Annotated in this window: 17 protein-coding genes and 1 pseudogene; 7 read left to right on the top strand and 11 right to left on the bottom strand. The window is 61.3% G+C overall.

The window, feature by feature from the left end:
* Window positions 1-348 precede the first annotated feature (348 nt).
* The 4 genes from N2597_RS08875 to N2597_RS08860 all read left to right on the top strand — a co-directional run bounded on the left by N2597_RS08875 (window position 349) and on the right by N2597_RS08860 (window position 3,291).
* Window positions 349-1,236, top strand: coding sequence for an AraC family transcriptional regulator (locus N2597_RS08875; protein WP_183596701.1), 888 nt, complete (start codon window positions 349-351; stop codon window positions 1,234-1,236).
* Window positions 1,237-1,405: 169 nt separating this feature from the next.
* Entirely contained in the window at window positions 1,406-1,804 is a 399-nt protein-coding gene (locus tag N2597_RS08870; RefSeq protein ID WP_096771046.1) for a GlcG/HbpS family heme-binding protein, read from the top strand.
* A 55-nt stretch (window positions 1,805-1,859) separates the two neighbouring features.
* The gene (locus N2597_RS08865; RefSeq protein ID WP_183596342.1) at window positions 1,860-2,663 is read left to right on the top strand and encodes an SDR family oxidoreductase; all 804 of its coding nucleotides are present in this window, start codon (window positions 1,860-1,862) and stop codon (window positions 2,661-2,663) included.
* 79 nt (window positions 2,664-2,742) lie between these two features.
* Window positions 2,743-3,291, top strand: coding sequence for a nuclear transport factor 2 family protein (locus N2597_RS08860; RefSeq protein ID WP_077993750.1), 549 nt, complete (start codon window positions 2,743-2,745; stop codon window positions 3,289-3,291).
* 169 nt (window positions 3,292-3,460) lie between these two features.
* Here N2597_RS08860 and N2597_RS08855 read toward each other — a convergent pair whose 3' ends face one another.
* The 3 genes from N2597_RS08855 to N2597_RS08845 form a co-directional block, all read right to left on the bottom strand.
* Window positions 3,461-3,712, bottom strand: a complete 252-nt coding sequence (locus tag N2597_RS08855; RefSeq protein WP_183596344.1) for a hypothetical protein — start codon at window positions 3,710-3,712, stop codon at window positions 3,461-3,463.
* The gene (locus N2597_RS08850) at window positions 3,712-3,882 is read right to left on the bottom strand and encodes a hypothetical protein (protein WP_164517744.1); all 171 of its coding nucleotides are present in this window, start codon (window positions 3,880-3,882) and stop codon (window positions 3,712-3,714) included. The genes N2597_RS08855 and N2597_RS08850 overlap by 1 nt, the downstream gene beginning before the upstream one ends.
* A gap of 113 nt (window positions 3,883-3,995) precedes the next feature.
* Window positions 3,996-4,253 (bottom strand): DUF982 domain-containing protein, encoded by a 258-nt coding sequence (locus tag N2597_RS08845; protein WP_106795611.1) that lies wholly within the window; start codon window positions 4,251-4,253, stop codon window positions 3,996-3,998.
* 417 nt (window positions 4,254-4,670) lie between these two features.
* On the opposite strand from N2597_RS08845, the gene N2597_RS08840 reads away from it, so the two are divergent.
* Window positions 4,671-5,507 (top strand): nickel-binding protein, encoded by an 837-nt coding sequence (locus N2597_RS08840; RefSeq protein WP_183596346.1) that lies wholly within the window; start codon window positions 4,671-4,673, stop codon window positions 5,505-5,507.
* 148 nt (window positions 5,508-5,655) lie between these two features.
* Here N2597_RS08840 and N2597_RS08835 read toward each other — a convergent pair.
* The 7 genes and pseudogenes from N2597_RS08835 to N2597_RS08805 all read right to left on the bottom strand — a co-directional run bounded on the left by N2597_RS08835 (window position 5,656) and on the right by N2597_RS08805 (window position 12,832).
* Window positions 5,656-5,947: pseudogene (locus tag N2597_RS08835) on the bottom strand (DUF982 domain-containing protein).
* Window positions 5,948-6,448: 501 nt separating this feature from the next.
* The gene (locus tag N2597_RS08830) at window positions 6,449-7,333 is read right to left on the bottom strand and encodes a ribokinase (protein WP_183596348.1); all 885 of its coding nucleotides are present in this window, start codon (window positions 7,331-7,333) and stop codon (window positions 6,449-6,451) included.
* Window positions 7,330-8,202, bottom strand: coding sequence for a MurR/RpiR family transcriptional regulator (locus tag N2597_RS08825; protein WP_038688805.1), 873 nt, complete (start codon window positions 8,200-8,202; stop codon window positions 7,330-7,332). Before N2597_RS08825 ends, N2597_RS08830 begins: the two co-directional genes overlap by 4 nt.
* Window positions 8,199-9,173: an ABC transporter permease gene (locus N2597_RS08820; RefSeq protein ID WP_183596350.1), complete on the bottom strand. Its 975-nt coding sequence runs from the start codon at window positions 9,171-9,173 to the stop codon at window positions 8,199-8,201. The genes N2597_RS08825 and N2597_RS08820 overlap by 4 nt, the downstream gene beginning before the upstream one ends.
* Before the next feature lie 17 nt (window positions 9,174-9,190).
* Window positions 9,191-10,702, bottom strand: coding sequence for a sugar ABC transporter ATP-binding protein (locus tag N2597_RS08815; protein ID WP_183596352.1), 1,512 nt, complete (start codon window positions 10,700-10,702; stop codon window positions 9,191-9,193).
* A gap of 65 nt (window positions 10,703-10,767) precedes the next feature.
* Complete coding sequence (locus N2597_RS08810; protein ID WP_183596354.1) at window positions 10,768-11,814, bottom strand: sugar ABC transporter substrate-binding protein; 1,047 nt, start codon at window positions 11,812-11,814, stop codon at window positions 10,768-10,770.
* 28 nt (window positions 11,815-11,842) lie between these two features.
* On the bottom strand, window positions 11,843-12,832 hold the full coding sequence (locus tag N2597_RS08805) for a sugar phosphate isomerase/epimerase family protein (protein ID WP_096771034.1): 990 nt from the start codon (window positions 12,830-12,832) through the stop codon (window positions 11,843-11,845).
* 588 nt (window positions 12,833-13,420) lie between these two features.
* Here N2597_RS08805 and N2597_RS08800 point away from each other — a divergent pair.
* Window positions 13,421-15,211 carry an ABC transporter ATP-binding protein gene (locus tag N2597_RS08800; protein ID WP_183596356.1) on the top strand — a complete coding sequence of 597 codons (1,791 nt, stop codon included), beginning with the start codon at window positions 13,421-13,423 and terminating at the stop codon, window positions 15,209-15,211.
* A gap of 225 nt (window positions 15,212-15,436) precedes the next feature.
* Window positions 15,437-16,195: an alpha/beta hydrolase family protein gene (locus N2597_RS08795; protein WP_183596704.1), complete on the top strand. Its 759-nt coding sequence runs from the start codon at window positions 15,437-15,439 to the stop codon at window positions 16,193-16,195.
* A gap of 150 nt (window positions 16,196-16,345) precedes the next feature.
* On the opposite strand, the gene N2597_RS08790 is transcribed toward N2597_RS08795, so the two are convergent.
* Window positions 16,346-17,752, bottom strand: a complete 1,407-nt coding sequence (locus N2597_RS08790; protein WP_106795609.1) for an adenylate/guanylate cyclase domain-containing protein — start codon at window positions 17,750-17,752, stop codon at window positions 16,346-16,348.
* Window positions 17,753-17,906: the final 154 nt, after the last annotated feature.

The raw sequence follows: 17,906 nt of genomic DNA, 5'->3' as shown, positions 1-17,906 counted from the left end.
CGGGATGGAATCCAAGGCCGGCGAGATCGATTTGCTGGCCTTGCTGGCGCGGCGATCGGCAAGGCGAACAAACATGTCCAGGGGCTGGATACGCCTGACATGCCGGCGCGGAAGCCGCAACAAAAGGTACGGTATCGCTTGGTGCCAAGGGGCTTGCACGCCCCTGAAAATTAGCCAAAAATACTGGTCGCAATACTCAGGCGCCCGACAGCAACGCGGCACCCCTGGAAGTTATTCATCAATACATCAAAGATGACAGCAGATCGATGACAGCGTATCGGCACCGAAATCGGCTTGCCGGGACTAAACAACTCCAATTTACATCTATCTTCAAGGCGTGGATGCCACATGTCTTTCGTGGAATCGCAAGGGGACAGAAAGTATCGGACCAGCGAGCGAGTGGGCGGGCTTGTTGACTGCTCATCGCTGCAGGTCGAACTCAGGCATTTCGATCCGGGCTGGCAGGTTGACCTTACACTCGAGTGCACGGAAATAGCCGTCCTGCTGTCGGGTCAGTCGAAGATCAGGTGGACTGGTGATGGCCACAGGCGGGAAGCGATCGCTCGCCCCGGTGTCGCTTGGATATGTCCGGCGGGTGTCCATGAGAGCGGGGTCGAAATCTTGGGTACCATGCCCGAGTCCCTCCATATCTTCCTGCCGCCGCCGCTCGTCGGTGAGAGCGCACTTTCGAATTTCGACATCGACCCGGCCAAGGTGCAGCTCGCCTATGCCGGAGGCGTCCCCGATCCTACGGTGCTGCAGATCGGTCAGCTCTTCCGGGGTTTGCTGAACAGAAGCTTGGAGCCTACTGACCGACTCCTCCTCGACGGCCTTCAGATGGCGCTGGCGGCGCACCTGCTCGGCACCTATTCATCCGTTCGCTGGCAACCCGCCGCACGGGCGCCGACTGTCGACCCAAAAAGGCTGCAACGCGTCTTCGATTTCATTGAAGCCCGCATAGCAGCGGAAATCTCGCTGGATGACCTTGCCGCGGAGGCTTGCCTCAGTCCTTTTCATTTTGCCCGCATGTTTCGCAAGGCTACCGGCCTGACGCCTCATCGCTACGTCACCGAGCGACGGATAGAAGCGGCCAAGGAAAAGCTGCGGCTCGCACGATCCTCGCTGGTGGAGATCGCGCTCGATACCGGCTTCGGCTCGCAGGCCAATTTCACCCGGGTCTTCCGCAAGATGACCGGCTTGACGCCCGGCCAATACCGCGCGCTTATCACCGGTTAGCGGGCTCCGCATATCGGAGATAATTCCCGGTTCACCCATGCCGGCACGCCGGAGCGCAAGATTTGCGCATAGCGCAGCAAGAGCTGAAAATACTGCCAACCGGTTCCGCCTATACACCTGTCTCATCGCGCGGGGAGCGCTAGCCCCGAGCGAAAAGAGGAGACAGGAGATGATTACCATTGACGAGGCTCGCAGGATCATCGCCGCAGGTGAGGCGCGGGCTAATGAGATCGGTGTGCCGGTCAATATCACGGTCTTGGACGCCGGAGCGCATCTCAAGGCGTTCAGCCGAATGGACGGCGCAGTGCTCGGCTCGATCGACCTCGCTATAGGCAAAGCCCGGACGGCCGTATTGTTTCAAACGACAAGCGAGGCCGTCTGGGATTATTGCAAGCCCGGCGCTCCCGCCCATGCCCTCGAACTATCCAATGGCGGCCTAACTCCCTTTGCCGGCGGCATCTCGCTCTTTGCCCGCGACGGCACTGTGATCGGCGCCGTTGGCGTGTCCGGCGGAGCGGTTCCACAGGACCTCGAAATCGCGCAGGCAGCAGCTGCGGCCGTCGCGTGATGCTGTGCCAAGATTTGACTTCGACCAACCCGAAACCATTCGAAAGGAACGTCTCATGACAAAGACCATTTTGATCACTGGCGCAGGCTCCGGCTTCGGCAAGGGCGCCGCCATCGGCATGGCCAGGAACGGCCACAGCATCATCGCGACCACGCAGGTTTCCTCGCAGGTTACGCCACTGCGTGAGGAGGTCGCCGCCCTCGGCCTCAAGAACGTCCGTGTCGAGCGGCTCGACCTCACCGATCCCTACGACATCAAGCAGGCGCAGGGCTGGGATTTCGACGTTCTTTGGAACAATGCCGGCATGGGCGAAGCCGGCCCGGTTTGGGAAATCCCGATCGAACTTGTTCGCAAAAATTACGAAGTCAACGTCTTCCTGCCGCTGGTGCTGACTCAGGGCGTCGTCCAGAGATGGGTGCGCGAAGGCAAGAGGGGCAAAGTCGTGTTCACCTCCTCGATGGGCGGCCTTTTCACTCCGGCCAACTGGGGCACCTATGTCTCCACCAAGCACGCGTTGGAATCGATCGCCGAAGCGCTGCAGCAGGAACTCGCCCCTTATGGCATCAAGATCCAGACGATCAACCCAGGCGCCTACTACACCGGCTATAACGAGACGATGGCGGACAATCCGTTCCGCTGGCTGGATGACAGCAAGAACTTCACAAAGCGCGCAGATCTGCGAAAGGGCTTCGATGATTTCTTCGCGACGCCCGAAGGCAAGATGGATCCGAAGGAGATGATCGACCGGATGATCGAAGTCGTTCCGGCCGATATCGGCAGGTTCCGCAACGTCGTTCCGAAGGTCATCGAGGACATGCTGAAGGAGCATCAGCTGAGAGCCTGGGAAAACCAGATCTAAGCAGATTGCCGGCTGCGTGCGCCGCAAGCGGCACCCGGCCAGCGGGTGTCGCCCCACTCGTTTACCTCTGGAGAAAACCATGTCCTACACTGCAACGGCAACCGTCTGCCGCCCGCAATCCCTGGCCAAGCGCATCTTCAATGCAACTCTCGGCGTCGCCGCCGCCATCCTTGCTCTGGGCGGGCTCGAAGCTCGCGCCGCAGCGCAGTCTCTCACTGAAGCCGAACGCCGCAACAAGGCAGCCGTCGAGGCTGGATTCGAAGCCTGGGCGGCCGGTACAGGCAGTCCTTACGACCTCCTCGCCGACGACGCCCGCTGGACAATCGAGGGCTATTCGCTGGCATCGAAGACCTATCCCAGCCGCGAGGCATTCCTGCGAGAGGTGATCCGCCCGTTTAACGCCCGAATGAAGGCACCGCTGAAGCCGGCGATCCGCAACGTATATGTCGATGGCGACACTGTGATCGTCTTTTTCGACGCCCGCGGCGTCGCCCGCGACGGAGAGCCCTACGCAAACACCTATGCCTGGTTTCTCGACATGCGCGACGGCCGCATCGTCCGTGCCTCGGCCTTCTTCGATTCGGTCGCGTTCAACGCCTTTTGGACCCGTGTGACGCCGGTCGACTAGAGTCTTCCAGGTCAGAACCAATCCTGCCGTTCCTAGATGGCGTGGCGGACATCCTGCACCATCACTCGGATGCCCGCTGCCTTCTCTGCGGCTTCGATCAGCCGCCCTCTTCCTGCGCTTCCTCGGCGCCGTTACCGATATCGTCACTGATATCACGGGCAGGCATGTTTCAGAGTGTGTCGCGTTCGTATCGCGGTGTCCAGCCGCGGGCCATCCCGCGGCTCATCACGCTTTCCGCCAGCGCCAGTTGCCGGCGCAGATGCCTGCAGTCGTCGAGCAGAGTGCGGATCGCCGCCTTGGCATCGTCGTCATGCCAGGCGAGCACGGCTTCCACTTCCCATGCGGGATCGGGCCAAGCCGGGTTGGAGCAAGCCGGATCCGGCCGCCCCGGATCGGGTTTGAATGTCTTTGCCGGCTGCATCAGTTCAGCGCCAGCGGCAATTGGACCGGCCGCGGCAAGGGCGGCAGCGGCCGGCTGAGTTCGACCTTTTTCTGCCAGGCAGCGCGACGCTGCTGATCCCGTTCGCGGGCCGCGCGGGAGGCTTCGACGAGGGCCAGGGCGTTGGCGATCACCTGTTCCGTATGTGTCATGACCATCTCCAGTGTTCCTGTTTTGTTCTAATTTAGACCCTAACCCGCAGAAGTCAAGTGCGGCGAGATTTCTCGTGGAAACGAGAGAAACTGAGATCGAGATGTGCCGCTGATCAGTCGGCGGCTTCTATGACGGCGATGCCCGCCTCCTGAGCAGCCCTGACGAAGGCGGCCCGCACATGATCCGGCGGCAAATCGCCGATGATCGCATCCAGGCAGGCTTTGACGGCTTCGAAATATTCCTCGCCGTCGTCCACCGGCCAGTCATGGAGGAGCGTGCGCGCGGCATCCCACACAGAGTTAATAACCGCATAGTGCCCGAGCCGCATCGAGGCCAGGCCGACCGGTCGAAAATGTGCCCTCTGTCTCACTTTGCTACAGCTTTTCCTGATTTCGGCGAGCTAATCGATAATAAGCAATTTGCGTGCCGTTGGCGGCGGCTTTTCGATCCTGGCCAATCATGGCCGCGATAAACATGTCTCTCCATCCAGGATCCGGCGGGCTAGGCTTGAGACAGGAAACGCCTGCAGCCTCTCGAGGGGGTCCGGAAACCCTGCCATCAGTCAATAAACGACAGACTATGGTAAATATCAGACTTAGCGCGCCAAGCCTACTCGTTAAAACTGGCTATTTTCTTGATTATTCTACCGACGATGCAGCAACGCGTTGCTTTTGCGGAAGCAACGCAGCGCAACAATGCAACGTCGATAATCCCGAAGGTGGACGGGGAGATATCCAGATCGTACAATGCCCGCCTCTTGCACGCGGCGGATCTGGGAGGACGCGCGATGCCCATCTTCATGGATCGGCACTTTCTCGAAGGTACCTCGCCCGCCGAGGTTGCCCAGGCACATCGCATGGATATTGACATTCAGGATCGATACGGCGTCAAGTTCCTGACCTACTGGTTCGACGAGCGGCGCGGGACGGCCTTCTGCCTGGTGGATGCGCCCGATATGGAAACCGTCCAATGCGTGCATCGCGAGGCGCACGGGTTTGTCGCCAATGAGATCGTCGAGGTGGCGCTGTCGGCGGTGGAGGCTTTTCTCGGCCGCATCAATGACCCTGATCCGGCGCCCGGCCAATCGTCGCCGCAAATGGATCCAGGCCACCGGGCGATCCTTTTTACTGATATCGTCGGCTCGACCGAGATGACGGCGCGCCTTGGAGACCGTATGGGGACAGAGCTGGTCAGGGCGCATGACGCAATCGTGCGCCGATGCCTCGGCAAGAATTCAGGCCGCGAAGTCAAGCATACCGGCGACGGCATCATGGCGGCCTTCGCGGCGACAACGGCAGCCGTCGAATGCGCCATGGCGATCCAGCAGGAATTCCAGCATTACAACAGCGGCAACAATGCCCAGCCGATCCATATCCGCATCGGGATCGATTGCGGCGAGCCGGTCGAGGACAGCAACGACCTCTTCGGCTCGACCGTGCAGCTGGCGGCCCGCCTCTGCGCGGCAGCCGCCAGCGACCAGATCCTCGTCTCGGAGAATATTTTCCGGGAATACGGCGCCGCCGATCTCTTCGCCCACGCGACACGCCGCCGTCTCAAGGGATTTGCCAAGCCCGTGCTGGCCTTCCGATGCGACTGGGCCAACGCCCGCCGGCAAGTGAGCTAGCGCACCGACCCGAAAAAACCATCCCGATTTTCGGGTCGGTGCGCGTCGCCACGCGCCATGACAAGCACGCCGCCGATTTCTCGCGGTGGCCGAACCCGCCTCGATGCGGCCGTGGCAGCGCCCTTATCCGTCGCCTGTCTCAATCAGATCAAGCAGCGCCGATCGTTCGATCGTTCATCAGCTGCTCGAATTGGCGCGCCCTCGCCTTTTGCAAGCACGCCCGACATTTTTAGGAAGCGGCGGAAATTCTCCCTCGCCGCGTTCAACGGGAAGCGGCCGCTCGCCGTATCTCTGCACGCCTTCAGAAGCGTGTCATATGCCAATCCTCGCTTGTCCTGCGGCCATTCGTCCAGAAAATCCATGATTTCGTCGAGACTCGTGATCTCTGCGACGAAATGCTGACGGCGAAGAAAAACCGGCTCGAACCGAGCTTCTGGCATAGTATCCTCCCATTTATATTACTTTTTTATGGGTTTATATTACTGAAAAAGCTTGAATATTTCAACATGAATCGAGTATTTTTTGCCAACAAAGACAATGCAACTACTTCCATAACGGCAGAATAGCGCGACAGATCAGCTGAACATAAAATATGCAATTACAGCTTTTGCCGCGCGCGTGATCACGTCCATCCCTGCTCGCGAATCCATGGGCTGCCATGATAGATTGCGAGAATCGAGCCGAAGGAGATGCAGATGAACCGGATTATCAGATTGGCCGCAGCCGGCGTGCTGATCGGCTTTTCCGCTCTGGGCTCCGCCTGCACCTCACCTGCGAAACACGACAGGGAGGATTATCAGTATCAGCTGGATACATCGAGGAACCCGGCTTGCGCAGGCGGGTTCAGGCCCGGCAATGCTCGCTCCTGCAGCTATTGAAAAGCATCAGGGATTTCCCTGAGCGCCAACCTCGCCAGGGGCGCCGCTCCAAGCGCGCCGCGTTCAGCTGATGCGGGGCGTGCTGACCAGCACAGCAGCGGCGCGGTTCGCCGAAGCCAGCGCCGAGCGGATGTCACGACCGCGGGCGAGCTCGGCAGCGAGCACACCCGTGAACTCGTCACCGGCGCCGTGCGTGCTCACCACGTCAACCTGGACCGCTGCAATCGAGAAGGCTTCGCCGTTCTTCGTCGCGCAGGCTACCCCCTCCCCACCCGCCGTGACCACGACCACCGGGAAACGTTCCGCCAGCCGCCTTGCCGCGGCCAGCGCCCCGGCCAAGCTGTCGACGACCGGAACCTGCGCCAACTGCTCCGCCTCGATCGCATTCACGACGACGATATCGACAAGCTCCGCGAGGTCGTCCGACAAGGGCCGCGCCGGCGCCGCATTGAGCACCACCTGCCCGCCGGCCTCCTTCATCGCCCGTGCCGCCGCGACGTTGGCAGGATCGGGGACCTCGTTCTGCAACACCAGGACGCCGCCGCCGGCAAACACCTCCCGGGCGGCATCGACATCCGGCTGGCCGAGCGCAAGGTTGCTGCCCGATACGATGACCGCGCCGTAATCGCCTTGCCCATCGAAGATTGCAACGCTCATGCCGCTGCCGACGCCGGCCACCGTCTTGACGAAGCGGTGATCCACTTTGCCAAGCGCAAGGTGGTCGGTCAAAGCGCGCCCGAAATCATCGTCGGCGACAGCACCGACCATATGTGACGAGACGCCTGCCTTGGCGGCCGACAGCGCTTGGTTGCCGCCCTTGCCGCCGCATTTGGGATGCCAGCTGCTTCCCGTCACCGTTTCACCCTTGCGCGGGCGCGCCGGGCCGTACACCATAATGTCGTAGTGCAGGCTGCCGAACACGACGACGGAGGGTGAAGCACTGGTCATGGAAGCTTGTCCTTGCGTTTGGATGTAACGGCGGACATCGTCCTTTCGAGATTTCTCTCCGCCGCCTGGTAGTTTCTCTTGGCGACGGCCATGAAAAGCGCGTCGAGGATGTTGAGCTGCGCAATCCGCGCCGCGGCGTTTTCGCCCATCAGGGGCGATCCCTGCGCCGTCGAACACAGAACGATGTCGGCGATCTGAGCCAAAGCCGATCCGCCGTAATTGGTAATGGCGATCGTACGCGCGCCGGACTTCCGCGCGAGCTGTATCGCCTCGATCACCGCCGTCGTGTTGCCCGAATGGGAGAATCCTATAGCCACGTCGTCTGTCCCCAGCAGGGAGGCCGACATCAGCATCATGTGCGAGTCGTCCTGGACGCTGCAGCGCACGCCGATCCTCAGGAATTTGTGCGCGACATCGCGGGCGATTTGCGCCGAACCTCCGACACCATAGAAATCGCGTTGTCCCGGTTTCGCCAACAAGTCGGCAGCGCGATCGAAGGCATCGACATCAAGGATCGCAAGGGTTTCCTCCAGCGCGTTGATCGATGTACGGAAGACTTTCTGGATAATTTCGGCGGAACTGTCTTCCGCGGAAAGTTCCTGATGCATTTCCGCCGTCGGTAGCTTATTGTAACTTGAGACGGCGGTGCGGAAGTCACGAAAGCCGCTGAATCCCAGTTTCTTGGTGATCTTCACGACCATTGCCTCGGAAACCCCGGCCTCGGCCGCCAGGTCCTTGAGAGCGGTGTCTTCGGAGAAATCCCTCAGCCCGAAAACCGTCTCGACGACACGCGCCTCCAAGGGGGTGAGCTGAGGCATCATCATCCGGATGCGCGGGCCCACCGCCTTGAGATCATTTGCAGAATTCATCCCCGTCCCCTTGTGACGCGATCGATCATCATCGCGACAAGGATAATAAGGCCAGTGGCAAGAAGTTGGTAGAAGGCCTGCACGTTCATCAACGTCAATCCATTGCGCATCGCCCCTAGAATGATCGCCCCGAGCAGCGTGCCGATGACGCTGCCCTTGCCGCCCATCAGCGACGCCCCGCCGATTGCCGCTGCGGCGATTGCGTCGAGCTCCCACAGATTGCCGAGGATAGGTTCGGCGGCACCAAGCCGACCGATGAGGATCATCGAGGCGAGCGCCGCCAGTACACCGGAGATCACATAGGCCGTGATCTTGGTCATGGCGATCGGGACACCGGCGACGTAGGCCGCCTCTTCATTGCCGCCGACCGCAAGCAGATATTCACCCAGCGGAGTCTTCTTGAGAAGCACCCAGGCCAGGAGTGCGACGACCGCCACCATCACGACGGAATTTGGAATGCCAGCGGCGCTGCCGTTGAACAGCGTCCGGAAGCTTTGCGGGACACCGAGCACAGGGTTGCCGCCGGTATAGATGAGCGCAATAGCTCGATAGGTGCTGAGCGTGCCGAGCGTCACAATGAAGGGCTGCAGCCCGGCATAGGCGACAAGCACGCCATTGACGAGGCCACAGAGGACGCCAATGCCGAGCCCGGCAAGGATGGCGAGAGGAACCGGGACGCCTGATACAAGCAGCGTCGCCGAAATGACGGCCGCAATCGCCGCCGTCGGACCGACGGAGAGGTCGATGCCGCCGGAGATGATCACCAGGGTCATGCCAAGCGCCAGACAGGCGTTGATGCTGGACTGCTGGAGGATGTTCAGGAGGTTTCGCTGCGAGAGAAAATCGGGAGCCAGAAGGCCGAAGATGATCACGATGGCGACAAGGCCGATCAGCGTGCCGGCGTCGCGGACCGATAAGGATCCGACAAGCCTGGTTGATGGCGCTGCGGTATTCTCGATGGTGTCAGACATAGGCTCTTTCCTGTTGGTCACACCGCGCCGATGCGGCTTGCGGTCGTGCCGACGGCATGGGAGACGATGGTTTCTTCGCTGAGCTGGTCGCGGCCGAGTTCAGCCGCGATAGCGCCGTCGCGCATCACGAGCACACGGTCGGATACCCTCAGCACCTCGGGGAGCTCGGAGGAGACGACGATGACGCAGTGCCCGTCGGCGGCAAGGTCTTCGATCAGATGATAGATTTCGGATTTGGCGCCGACGTCGATGCCGCGGGTCGGCTCATCGAAAAGCAGAATGCGCGAGCCGGCCGCCAGCCACCGTGCAATGATCGCCTTCTGCTGATTGCCGCCGCTGAACAGCTTGATCTGGCGATCGAGCTGAAATGGCCGCAGATTGACGCGGTTGAGAAGGTCTTCCGCGGTTCGCTTGAGCTTGCGGTGGTTGATGATGCCTGCCTTGGAGAAACGCGCCATCGAAGGCAGCGCCATGTTCGAGGTCACCGACCTCCCCGGAATAATTCCTTCCCGCTTACGCTCCTCTGGGAGCAGACCGATGCCGGCGGCGATCGCGGCACGAGGATTGGATAGCGCCAAGGTCGTCCCATCGACTTTGACGGTGCCTGACGTCAGCCTATCAGCGCCGGATATGGCGCGCAGAAGCTCCGTCCGGCCGGAGCCGACCAGACCAGCCACGCCGAGGACCTCGCCCTTGTGCAGGTCGAACGATACATCGCGGATACGGTGCGTTGAAAGATTGCGGACTTCGACACTCACCGTGCGGGTCGCGTGCGAATGGTGCTCTTCGGCCAGCAATTCGCGGCCGACCATCATGCCGATGACTTCATCAGGCGCGCTCGCCCTGAGATCGATGCCTGTGCGCACGACCCTTCCGTCACGCATAACCGTGGCCCTGCGGCAAACTTGGAAGACCTCGTCCATCTTGTGGGACACATAGATGATCGACACGCCGCTGTCGGCAAGCCGTTCGATGATCTCGGCCAGCCGGTCGAACTCACTGGGCGTCAGGCTCGATGTCGGCTCGTCCATGGCAACGATCCTGGCTTTGTCGAGCAGCGCGCGGGCGATCTCGACGACTTGCCGCTGGGCCACCTTCAACGAGGAAATCGGTGCAGACGGGTCGATCGCCGGATCGATCATCGCCAGGGCTTCAGCCGCTCGGCGCTCCTGCTCGCGTCGGTCAACGATGATGCCTCCAAGCCTGGTGAGTGAATGACCAAGAAACATGTTCTGGGCGACGGTGAGATGGGGAACCTGCTGGAGCTCCTGATGGATCATGGCGATCCCTGCCTGGCGGGCGCTTTCCGGCTTGCGGAAATGATTGACCGTCCCATCGACCTTCACCTCGCCCTGCGTCGGCCGAAAGACACCGGAGAGGATGCGCAGAAGCGTCGATTTTCCCGCCCCGTTCTCCCCAAGAAGCGCGTGAATTTCACCTGGCGCGACGTCGAAGGAGACTTCCGAGAGCGCCTTGACGCCGGGAAAGACCTTGGAAATGTCTTCGAATGCCAGTCTGGAAGGAGCCATGGAACCGAACCCTTTGTGAATGAGGACGACCGGCCGAGCGCCGGCCGTCCCGCCTTGGGAGGCGCTTACTTGCCTGCGGCCTTCATCAGCACCGTGCGTATGTCGACGCCCTGACCCTGGAAGTCCTTGACGTTGTCCTTGGTAATCAGCGCCTGCGGCGTCGCCACAACGCGCGGCAGCTTCTGGCCCGCAACGAGGCGAAGAGCGACTTCCATCGCGACCTCGCCCGTCAGAACCGGGAAGCTGTCGACGGTGCCCGTGAGCTCGCCGGCTTCGATCGACTTATAGGCGTCCGATATGCCGTCGGTGCCGAACACCACGACCTTGTCCTGCAGTCCCGCCGCCTTCACGGCTTCGACGACGCCGAGCGCCATGCCGTCATTATTGCAGTAGAAGCCGACGAGATCCGGATGCTGCTGCAGGATGGTGGTCGCGGCGTCATAGGACATCTGCCAATCCCAGTTGCCGGGAACGCTTGCGACCACGGTGAACTTGCCACCTTCCTCGATCGTCCTCTTGAAGCCGCTGGTGCGCTGCACGGCGGCGTAGACTCCCGCCTGGCCTTCGATGATCGCGACCTTGCCGCCGTTCGGGCGGTTTTCGACGAACCACTTGGCGACGCGGACGCCGTTGTCGCGCTGGACATTGCCGACATAGTGCTCCGCCTGCGGGATCACGGCGTCGTTGACATTGACGACAGGGACATTGGCCGCCTTGGCCTGTTCCATGACCGGTTGGAGATTGGCGTCAGTCTGCGGAGAGACGAGCAGAACATTGTAGCCCTGCGTGACCATGCCTTCGGCGATCGTCAGCTGGCCGAGCTGATCGCCTTCGCTTTGGGCAGCCTGATAGGCGACGCTCACACCGAGCTTGTCCGCGAACTTCTGGTAACCCTCGCCGAGCGAGCGCCAGTATTCATTGGTCAGCGTCTTGGAGACACCGCCGACCTTGAGACCTTCGGGCGGTTTCGCCAGTGCGCCGAGCTTGGCATCGAGGTCGGACCAGTCCATGCTGTCCGACTCGGAGTCCGAGTTGAGCGGCTTCAGTTCCTGCGCTGTCGCGATGCCAGCACAAAGGGTGGCGGCAAGAGCCGCGGCAAAAAATCTGTTCATGGAATTCCTCCCGGAGGGTTAAGTCGGTTCAGTGGTCCGCGCCGAGCATCAACTCCTGTACAATGGCCAGCGTGGAAAGGGCGTCCTGTCGGTCAATCGCGCTCGAAAGGCGGTTGTCCTGCTCGAGGCGGTCGACGACCCTCAACATCCGTCGGACGGTCTTGATGTTGACCTCGCATTCGCGGACCGGGTCGAGACCGGTCAGATCGGGGAACGTGTCGAAATAGATCGCGCCGTCATAGCCATCCCGGCGAATCTGGCGGAGCAACTCGATGGTCTGCAGCGTATGAACGGCGCCGACCATCAGCCCGTCGTCGCGCTTGGCGTAGCCATCATTCAGATGGACGCCGAGAACCCGGCTGTGACGTGCGATCAGGGCCGCCGCGAAGGCGGGTTGTTCGTCGGCATAGAGGACATGGGCGAAATCAAGCGTCACGCCGAGATTCCCGGCCCCCACTTCCTTGATGGCGAGCAGCGTTGTCGCGGCATCAGGCAGCAGGCTGTAGGAGCGCGGCTCGTTCGGCTTGTATTCGATGGAGATCAGGCAATCCGGGTCATGTTGACAAACTTCACGGATTCCGTCGATTTCGTGTTGCCACAACCTCGCATAATCGGCCTGGAAAGCGTAATCGAAGCCATCCTGCCCGAGCCAGATGGTCATCAGGTTCGCGCCGGCCTCGCGCGCTGCGTCGATGCCTTTCTTCGTCAGATTGATCGCTTCGCGGCGAACCGCTTCCTCCGGATGTGTGAAGGCGCCGAGCTTGAAATCCGGATTGGTGTAGTAGCGCATCGCGAAGCCATTGATCGACAGGCCGAAATCGCCAAGCTTCCGGGCCAACTCAGCCGGATTGTCGTTCACGTGATCGGGGTAATTCAGGTCGAGGTCAGTCAATCCTTGCACGCGAGCCGCACGCTCCGCCATCTGCAGGACGGACGGCTTTCCAGACTGCCCGGGCCAGGCGAGGTGCGCACCAGAGGCGAAGGAATTCAATCGTGTGGCAAAACGTGTCTGGCTCAAGGCATTCGTCCCGTCTGTGAAGCTTTACACTACTTCACAGATTTTTGCATATTTGTAAAGCCGAATATGTACTGCGATGCACCATCTGAAGCGGCAGAGCGGTGACGGAGCTTCCCCGTGCGGCTGGGAGCCCTGTCTGCGCAGGTGGATCGAGGCCAACCGATAGGGGATTCGATCTGTCCGTAACAGCTGTTCGCAGGCTGCCCGCCCGGCCGCCTCGAGCGTCGTTGGAATGCGTCCCTTCCCGCCCTCTTCAGCCTTTAAATTGTGTCGTTTCCGCACCACTGTCTGCAGGGTTGTAAAAATCCGCTTGGCAATGGCGAAATGCTCCGGTACATAAAGCTCACCGCTTCAGATCGAACATAGGGAGGCGTTGCGTGACAGCAGCATTCATCGACAGCTTCCCGCACGGCATGCGACGACACTAGGTCCTTGCCATTCGCGGCCGCCTCGAGCGCGCCACATGCGGTTTTTCCACTCTTCATAGCCCGATTGATCTGACGGGATCATTTCGCCTCCCGCCCGGGCTGTGTCATCCAACTCTCTATTTTGAGGCCGGTTGCCGAATTACGGGCCGGGCAGGTTAAAATGACGCGCAAGAAGCTCGATTTCCGTGCCGATGCCTATCGCCAGGTGCTCGGCTTTGTTTTTCATCATTGGAGCCATCAGCGCTCTCTTGTCGGCGCTATTGTCGTGCTGGTGATATCAAGCACGCTGGCCGAAGTCATGGTGCCGGTGTTTTCCGGCCGCATCGTCGATGCCATTGCCGGCGCCACGGCAGCCGACGGCGCCCTTAACGCTTTCGCCGTCGTCGTGGTTCTCGGCCTCACCAGCGTGGTGTTGCGCTGGTTCATCTTCAACGGCATCATCCGGCTGACGCTCCGCATCATGGCGGATGTGGTCAATAACGGCTTCCACAAGGTGCAGCGCTTTTCGACCGACTGGCACGCCAACAGCTTTGCCGGCTCGACAGTGCGCAAGATCACCCGCGGCATGTGGGCGCTCGATTCGCTCAATGACCTGCTGCTCGTCGCCCTGCTGCCCTCCATCGTCATGCTGATCGGTGCCAGCATCGTGCTCGGCAGCTACTGGCCGGTCATGGGACTGTTCGTGGCAGTGGGATCGCTGATCTATATCGGCGCGACGGTGGCGCTTTCCATGGGTTTCGTGTCCCCGGCAGCGCGGCTTGCCAATGCCTGGGACACCAAGCTCGGCGGCGCGCTGGCCGATGCCATCAGCTGCAATTCGGTGGTCAAGGCCTTCGGCGCCGAAAGCCGCGAAGAACTGCGCCTGCGCCACGTGCTGGCAAGATGGGACAGGCGCACCCGGCGCACTTGGAAACGCGGCACGTTGAGTGGCACCATCCAGGGCTTCATGATGGTGTCCATGCAGGCGGGCATCCTCGGAACGGGCCTGGTTATGTGGCAGCGCGGGCTGGCGACGCCAGGCGACATCACCTTCGTGCTCGCCATGTTCTTCGTTCTGCAAGGCTATCTGCGCAATGTCGGCCAGGACATCCGCAACCTGCAGCGCGCCGTCAACGACATGGAAGAGCTGGTGCTGCTCGACAAGATGCCGCTTGGCGTCGAGGACAAGCCGGACGCCAGGCCGATCGCGATCGACACGGGCGAGATCGTCTTCGATCGCGTCACCTTCCAGTATGGTGCTCATCCCGATCCGCTTTATCAGGACTTTTCAGTCACCATCAAAGCGGGCGAGCGTGTCGGCCTCGTGGGGCATTCGGGCTCGGGCAAGACGACCTTCGTCAAGCTCATCCAGCGCCTCTACGACGTCAATTCAGGCGCCATCCGCATTGACGGACAGGATATCGCCGATGTCAGGCAATCGGACCTGCGCGGCCAGATCGCCATCGTGCAGCAGGAGCCGATCCTGTTCCATCGCACGCTGGCGGAAAACATCGCCTATTCCAGGCCGAACGCCTCGCGGCGCGAGATCGAGCAGGCGGCGAAACAGGCCAATGCGCACGGCTTCATCATCGGCCTGCCCAAGGGCTATGAGACGATGGTCGGCGAACGCGGAGTCAAGCTGTCGGGCGGCGAACGCCAGCGCGTCGCCCTCGCCCGGGCCTTTCTGGCCGATGCGCCAATCCTGATCCTGGACGAGGCGACCTCGAGCCTCGACAGCGAGAGCGAACAGCAGATCCAGCAGGCTATGGAACGGCTGATGGTCGGCCGCACGACGCTCGTCGTCGCCCACCGCCTGTCGACGGTGCGGGCGCTCGACCGGCTGCTCGTCTTCGACAAGGGCAAGATCGTCGAGGAGGGTGACCACCAGGCGCTGATCCGGCTCAATCGCGGCATCTATCGCCGGCTGTTCGAACGCCAGGCACTGGAACTGACCAAGGGACTGGTGGCCTGAACCTGAATGCCGGGGCTGGCGTCCCGGCATTCAGACGACTGACAAGAGGCGCCCCTTCGTTTCGTCATGGGGCTTTTCAAGCACCAGAGCTAAGGGCAAGGTTTGCCAATGGCCGAAACGCCAAGGCCACTGCTCCCAAACCACCTCCGCCTTCTACCAACATCAGAGATTGACAACCTCCCCTGCCCGCCTATCGTCGGCCGGCGGAAAAACCTTTTGGTGTTCATGGCTGGAGTGACGCGGCATCTGATTGATCGAGGCGATGGCGCTGCTGTCGAGCTTTTCCAGGCTGAGGCCACCGGTGCGGCGCCGGCCGGTGCGATCCTGTTCGTCCACGGCAATCAGGGCGGCCTTCTGCTTGGAGCGAAGGAATTCGCCGATGATGGAACCTTGCTTCGCTTCTCGTCCCGCCTGAATATCACGGCGGCGGCCGTATCACAGCCCGGCTTTGGGGCTTCGGACGGCCCGGCCGATTTCTGCGGTCCATCCACTCAGCGGGCGATCATGGCCGCCCTCTCCTTCCTGAAGCAACAACCGTCCGTCGCTCCCGAGCGCATCGTCCTCTACGGCAACAGCAGGGGAGCCGTTGCTTCGGCAATGGTCGCGGCTCAGTTTCCCGACCTTAAAGCCGTCGTTCTCTCGAGCGGCGTCTATGATCTTGAAGCCGTCTTCTTAAACAGCCCACCCGGCCTGCAAAGAGCGATCGAAACCGAAGCCGGCCTGTCGAAAGAGGCTTTCCTAAAGCGCTCAGCCTTGCACCATGCGCAAAAAATCCGCTCGGAAACACTCCTTCTGCACGGACGGCACGACGATCGCGCTCCCGTTGCTCAGGCCGAAAGTTTCTCGAAGGCTCTGTCCGATGCCGGAGTCCCGGTTAGTCTCAGCATCTTCGAATGCGGGCATCGTATCCCGCGCGAACACTCTCAGGCGGCCCTCCGGCCCTTCCTGCAGCGGATATTCGGTGCTGGCGTTACCTCTCACTAGGCGTGCATCCTACTCGGCCACCCGGTATATCTCGGCCAGGTCGCACAAGTCCCAGTTCCCGCCAGTCAAAACCGCACAGACCTTCTCATCCGCGCTGTGTTCAGGTCGAACGCGCTTTCGCCTCGATGCCGGCGTTCAGCGCAACGACGCTCACGACAGGGCAAAGATCCTGACCTCCCTGCCGATGCCCTGGAGTTCCGCCATCCGGGAGGCCGAGCTGATGCCGCTGTCACGCAGGATCTCCGAGACATTGACATCCTCGACGATCGCCTCCGTCGTCATGATCACGTTGGGGTCGGCAAGGCCCTGGACGCGCGAGGCGATGTTGACGGTCTGGCCGAAATAGTCCTGCCGATCGTTGAGGTTGACGGCGAGGCACGGTCCCTCGTGAATGCCGATCTTCAGGAGCAGGTCCTCGCTGCCGTGTTCGGCATTCAACCGGCGCATCGCCTCGCGCATTCTGAGCGCTGCCGCCACCGCACGGTCAGGGCTCGGGAAGGTCGCCATGACAGCATCGCCGATCGTCTTGACGACGGCGCCCGCTTCGGTGGCGACGATCTCGTGAAGAACGCGGAAATGCGCCCGCACCAGGTCGAAGGCGGCAAGATCACCGACACGCTCGTAAAGCGCGGTCGAGCCCCTCAGATCAGTGAACAGAAAAGTCAGGCTGGTGATCTTCAGGCGCTGGTCGACGTCGAGCGTATCGGTCCTGTAGATGTCCCGGAAGCTCTGGTTGGTCAGCAGGCGCTTGGCCGTCAGAAAAGGCCGGCGACGGCCCAGGAGATCGTGCAAATCATCTCCGGCGATGCAGACATTCGGCACCACCCGGCGATCGGTATGGTTCTCCAGGGTGAGCCGCAGCAGACCCGGGCGCAGGGTCACGGTTTCGTTCAGCGCATGCCCGCGGCTGATGACCATCGACAGGGCCTGGCGTTCGCTGGTGGGTTCACCCTGCACATCGATAAACTGCGCCGAGTGCGTGACCGCATCGAAGATGATGACGAATTGCGCCGGTAGCTGCAGCGAGACGAAAGCCTTCTCGCCCGGGGCCAGCTCGATCATCTCCAGCAGTATGCGTTGAAACTTCGCTTCCAGATCCTGCGGCAGGTCGACGCCGGAACTGAAGAATATCTGGCGATAATATTCGAGCGGCGGCAGCCTGTCGGGATCGTGGGCGGCAATCCCGCGCACCCGCGGACTGACGGTAAAGGTGACCTCGACCATCTCGTCGAGGGTCGGTTCGTATCCGGCCGCGCAAAGCGCGCAATGATAGGTGTCCTGGACGACGCCTTTCAGGGTCGCGCCGCTGTCCAGAACGCCGCCGCATCCCGGACAAAGCACGTTCCAGGTCATCTCGAACGCGCCAATGCGGGCGGCATGCAGAAAGGCGGCAATGGTTTTCTCTTCCTCGAGATGATGTTTTTCGGCGAAGGCGAGCACATTGATGCGATTGAGCTCGCGATCGGCGCCATGCCTGACGACGTTTTCGATGCACTCGACTACCTGCGGGTCAGCCGCCTGTCGCAGGGTGGCAAAAAGCACGTCCATTTCGCTCATTGGATAGTCTCTACGCGCATTACACGACAGACAACGTCAATGCCGCGATCATAACACGACAACCTGCCAATAGAAATCGATGGGTCCGCTTGCTTGCCAATCGACAGAGTCCGCCGGTAGCAATCGCCTGTCGGGCCGCCCGTCACCCGTTGCA

The sequence above is a fragment of the Rhizobium sophoriradicis genome, assembly GCF_025200795.1.
GTDB classification, from domain to species: Bacteria; Pseudomonadota; Alphaproteobacteria; order Rhizobiales; family Rhizobiaceae; genus Rhizobium; species Rhizobium sophoriradicis.
This window is presented reverse-complemented; position numbering and strand designations above follow the sequence as displayed.

What these genes read in the sequence shown, in the direction of transcription:
- N2597_RS08875 (WP_183596701.1), top strand. Translation starts at nt 349, where the DNA reads ATGTCTTTCGTGGAATCGCAAGGGGACAGAAAGTATCGGACCAGCGAG.
- N2597_RS08870 (WP_096771046.1), top strand. Translation starts at nt 1,406, where the DNA reads ATGATTACCATTGACGAGGCTCGCAGGATCATCGCCGCAGGTGAGGCG.
- N2597_RS08865 (WP_183596342.1), top strand. Translation starts at nt 1,860, where the DNA reads ATGACAAAGACCATTTTGATCACTGGCGCAGGCTCCGGCTTCGGCAAG.
- N2597_RS08860 (WP_077993750.1), top strand. Translation starts at nt 2,743, where the DNA reads ATGTCCTACACTGCAACGGCAACCGTCTGCCGCCCGCAATCCCTGGCC.
- N2597_RS08855 (WP_183596344.1), bottom strand. Translation starts at nt 3,712, where the DNA reads ATGCAGCCGGCAAAGACATTCAAACCCGATCCGGGGCGGCCGGATCCG.
- N2597_RS08850 (WP_164517744.1), bottom strand. Translation starts at nt 3,882, where the DNA reads ATGACACATACGGAACAGGTGATCGCCAACGCCCTGGCCCTCGTCGAA.
- N2597_RS08840 (WP_183596346.1), top strand. Translation starts at nt 4,671, where the DNA reads ATGCCCATCTTCATGGATCGGCACTTTCTCGAAGGTACCTCGCCCGCC.
- N2597_RS08830 (WP_183596348.1), bottom strand. Translation starts at nt 7,333, where the DNA reads ATGACCAGTGCTTCACCCTCCGTCGTCGTGTTCGGCAGCCTGCACTAC.
- N2597_RS08825 (WP_038688805.1), bottom strand. Translation starts at nt 8,202, where the DNA reads ATGAATTCTGCAAATGATCTCAAGGCGGTGGGCCCGCGCATCCGGATG.
- N2597_RS08820 (WP_183596350.1), bottom strand. Translation starts at nt 9,173, where the DNA reads ATGTCTGACACCATCGAGAATACCGCAGCGCCATCAACCAGGCTTGTC.
- N2597_RS08815 (WP_183596352.1), bottom strand. Translation starts at nt 10,702, where the DNA reads ATGGCTCCTTCCAGACTGGCATTCGAAGACATTTCCAAGGTCTTTCCC.
- N2597_RS08810 (WP_183596354.1), bottom strand. Translation starts at nt 11,814, where the DNA reads ATGAACAGATTTTTTGCCGCGGCTCTTGCCGCCACCCTTTGTGCTGGC.
- N2597_RS08800 (WP_183596356.1), top strand. Translation starts at nt 13,421, where the DNA reads ATGACGCGCAAGAAGCTCGATTTCCGTGCCGATGCCTATCGCCAGGTG.
- N2597_RS08795 (WP_183596704.1), top strand. Translation starts at nt 15,437, where the DNA reads ATGGCTGGAGTGACGCGGCATCTGATTGATCGAGGCGATGGCGCTGCT.
- N2597_RS08790 (WP_106795609.1), bottom strand. Translation starts at nt 17,752, where the DNA reads ATGAGCGAAATGGACGTGCTTTTTGCCACCCTGCGACAGGCGGCTGAC.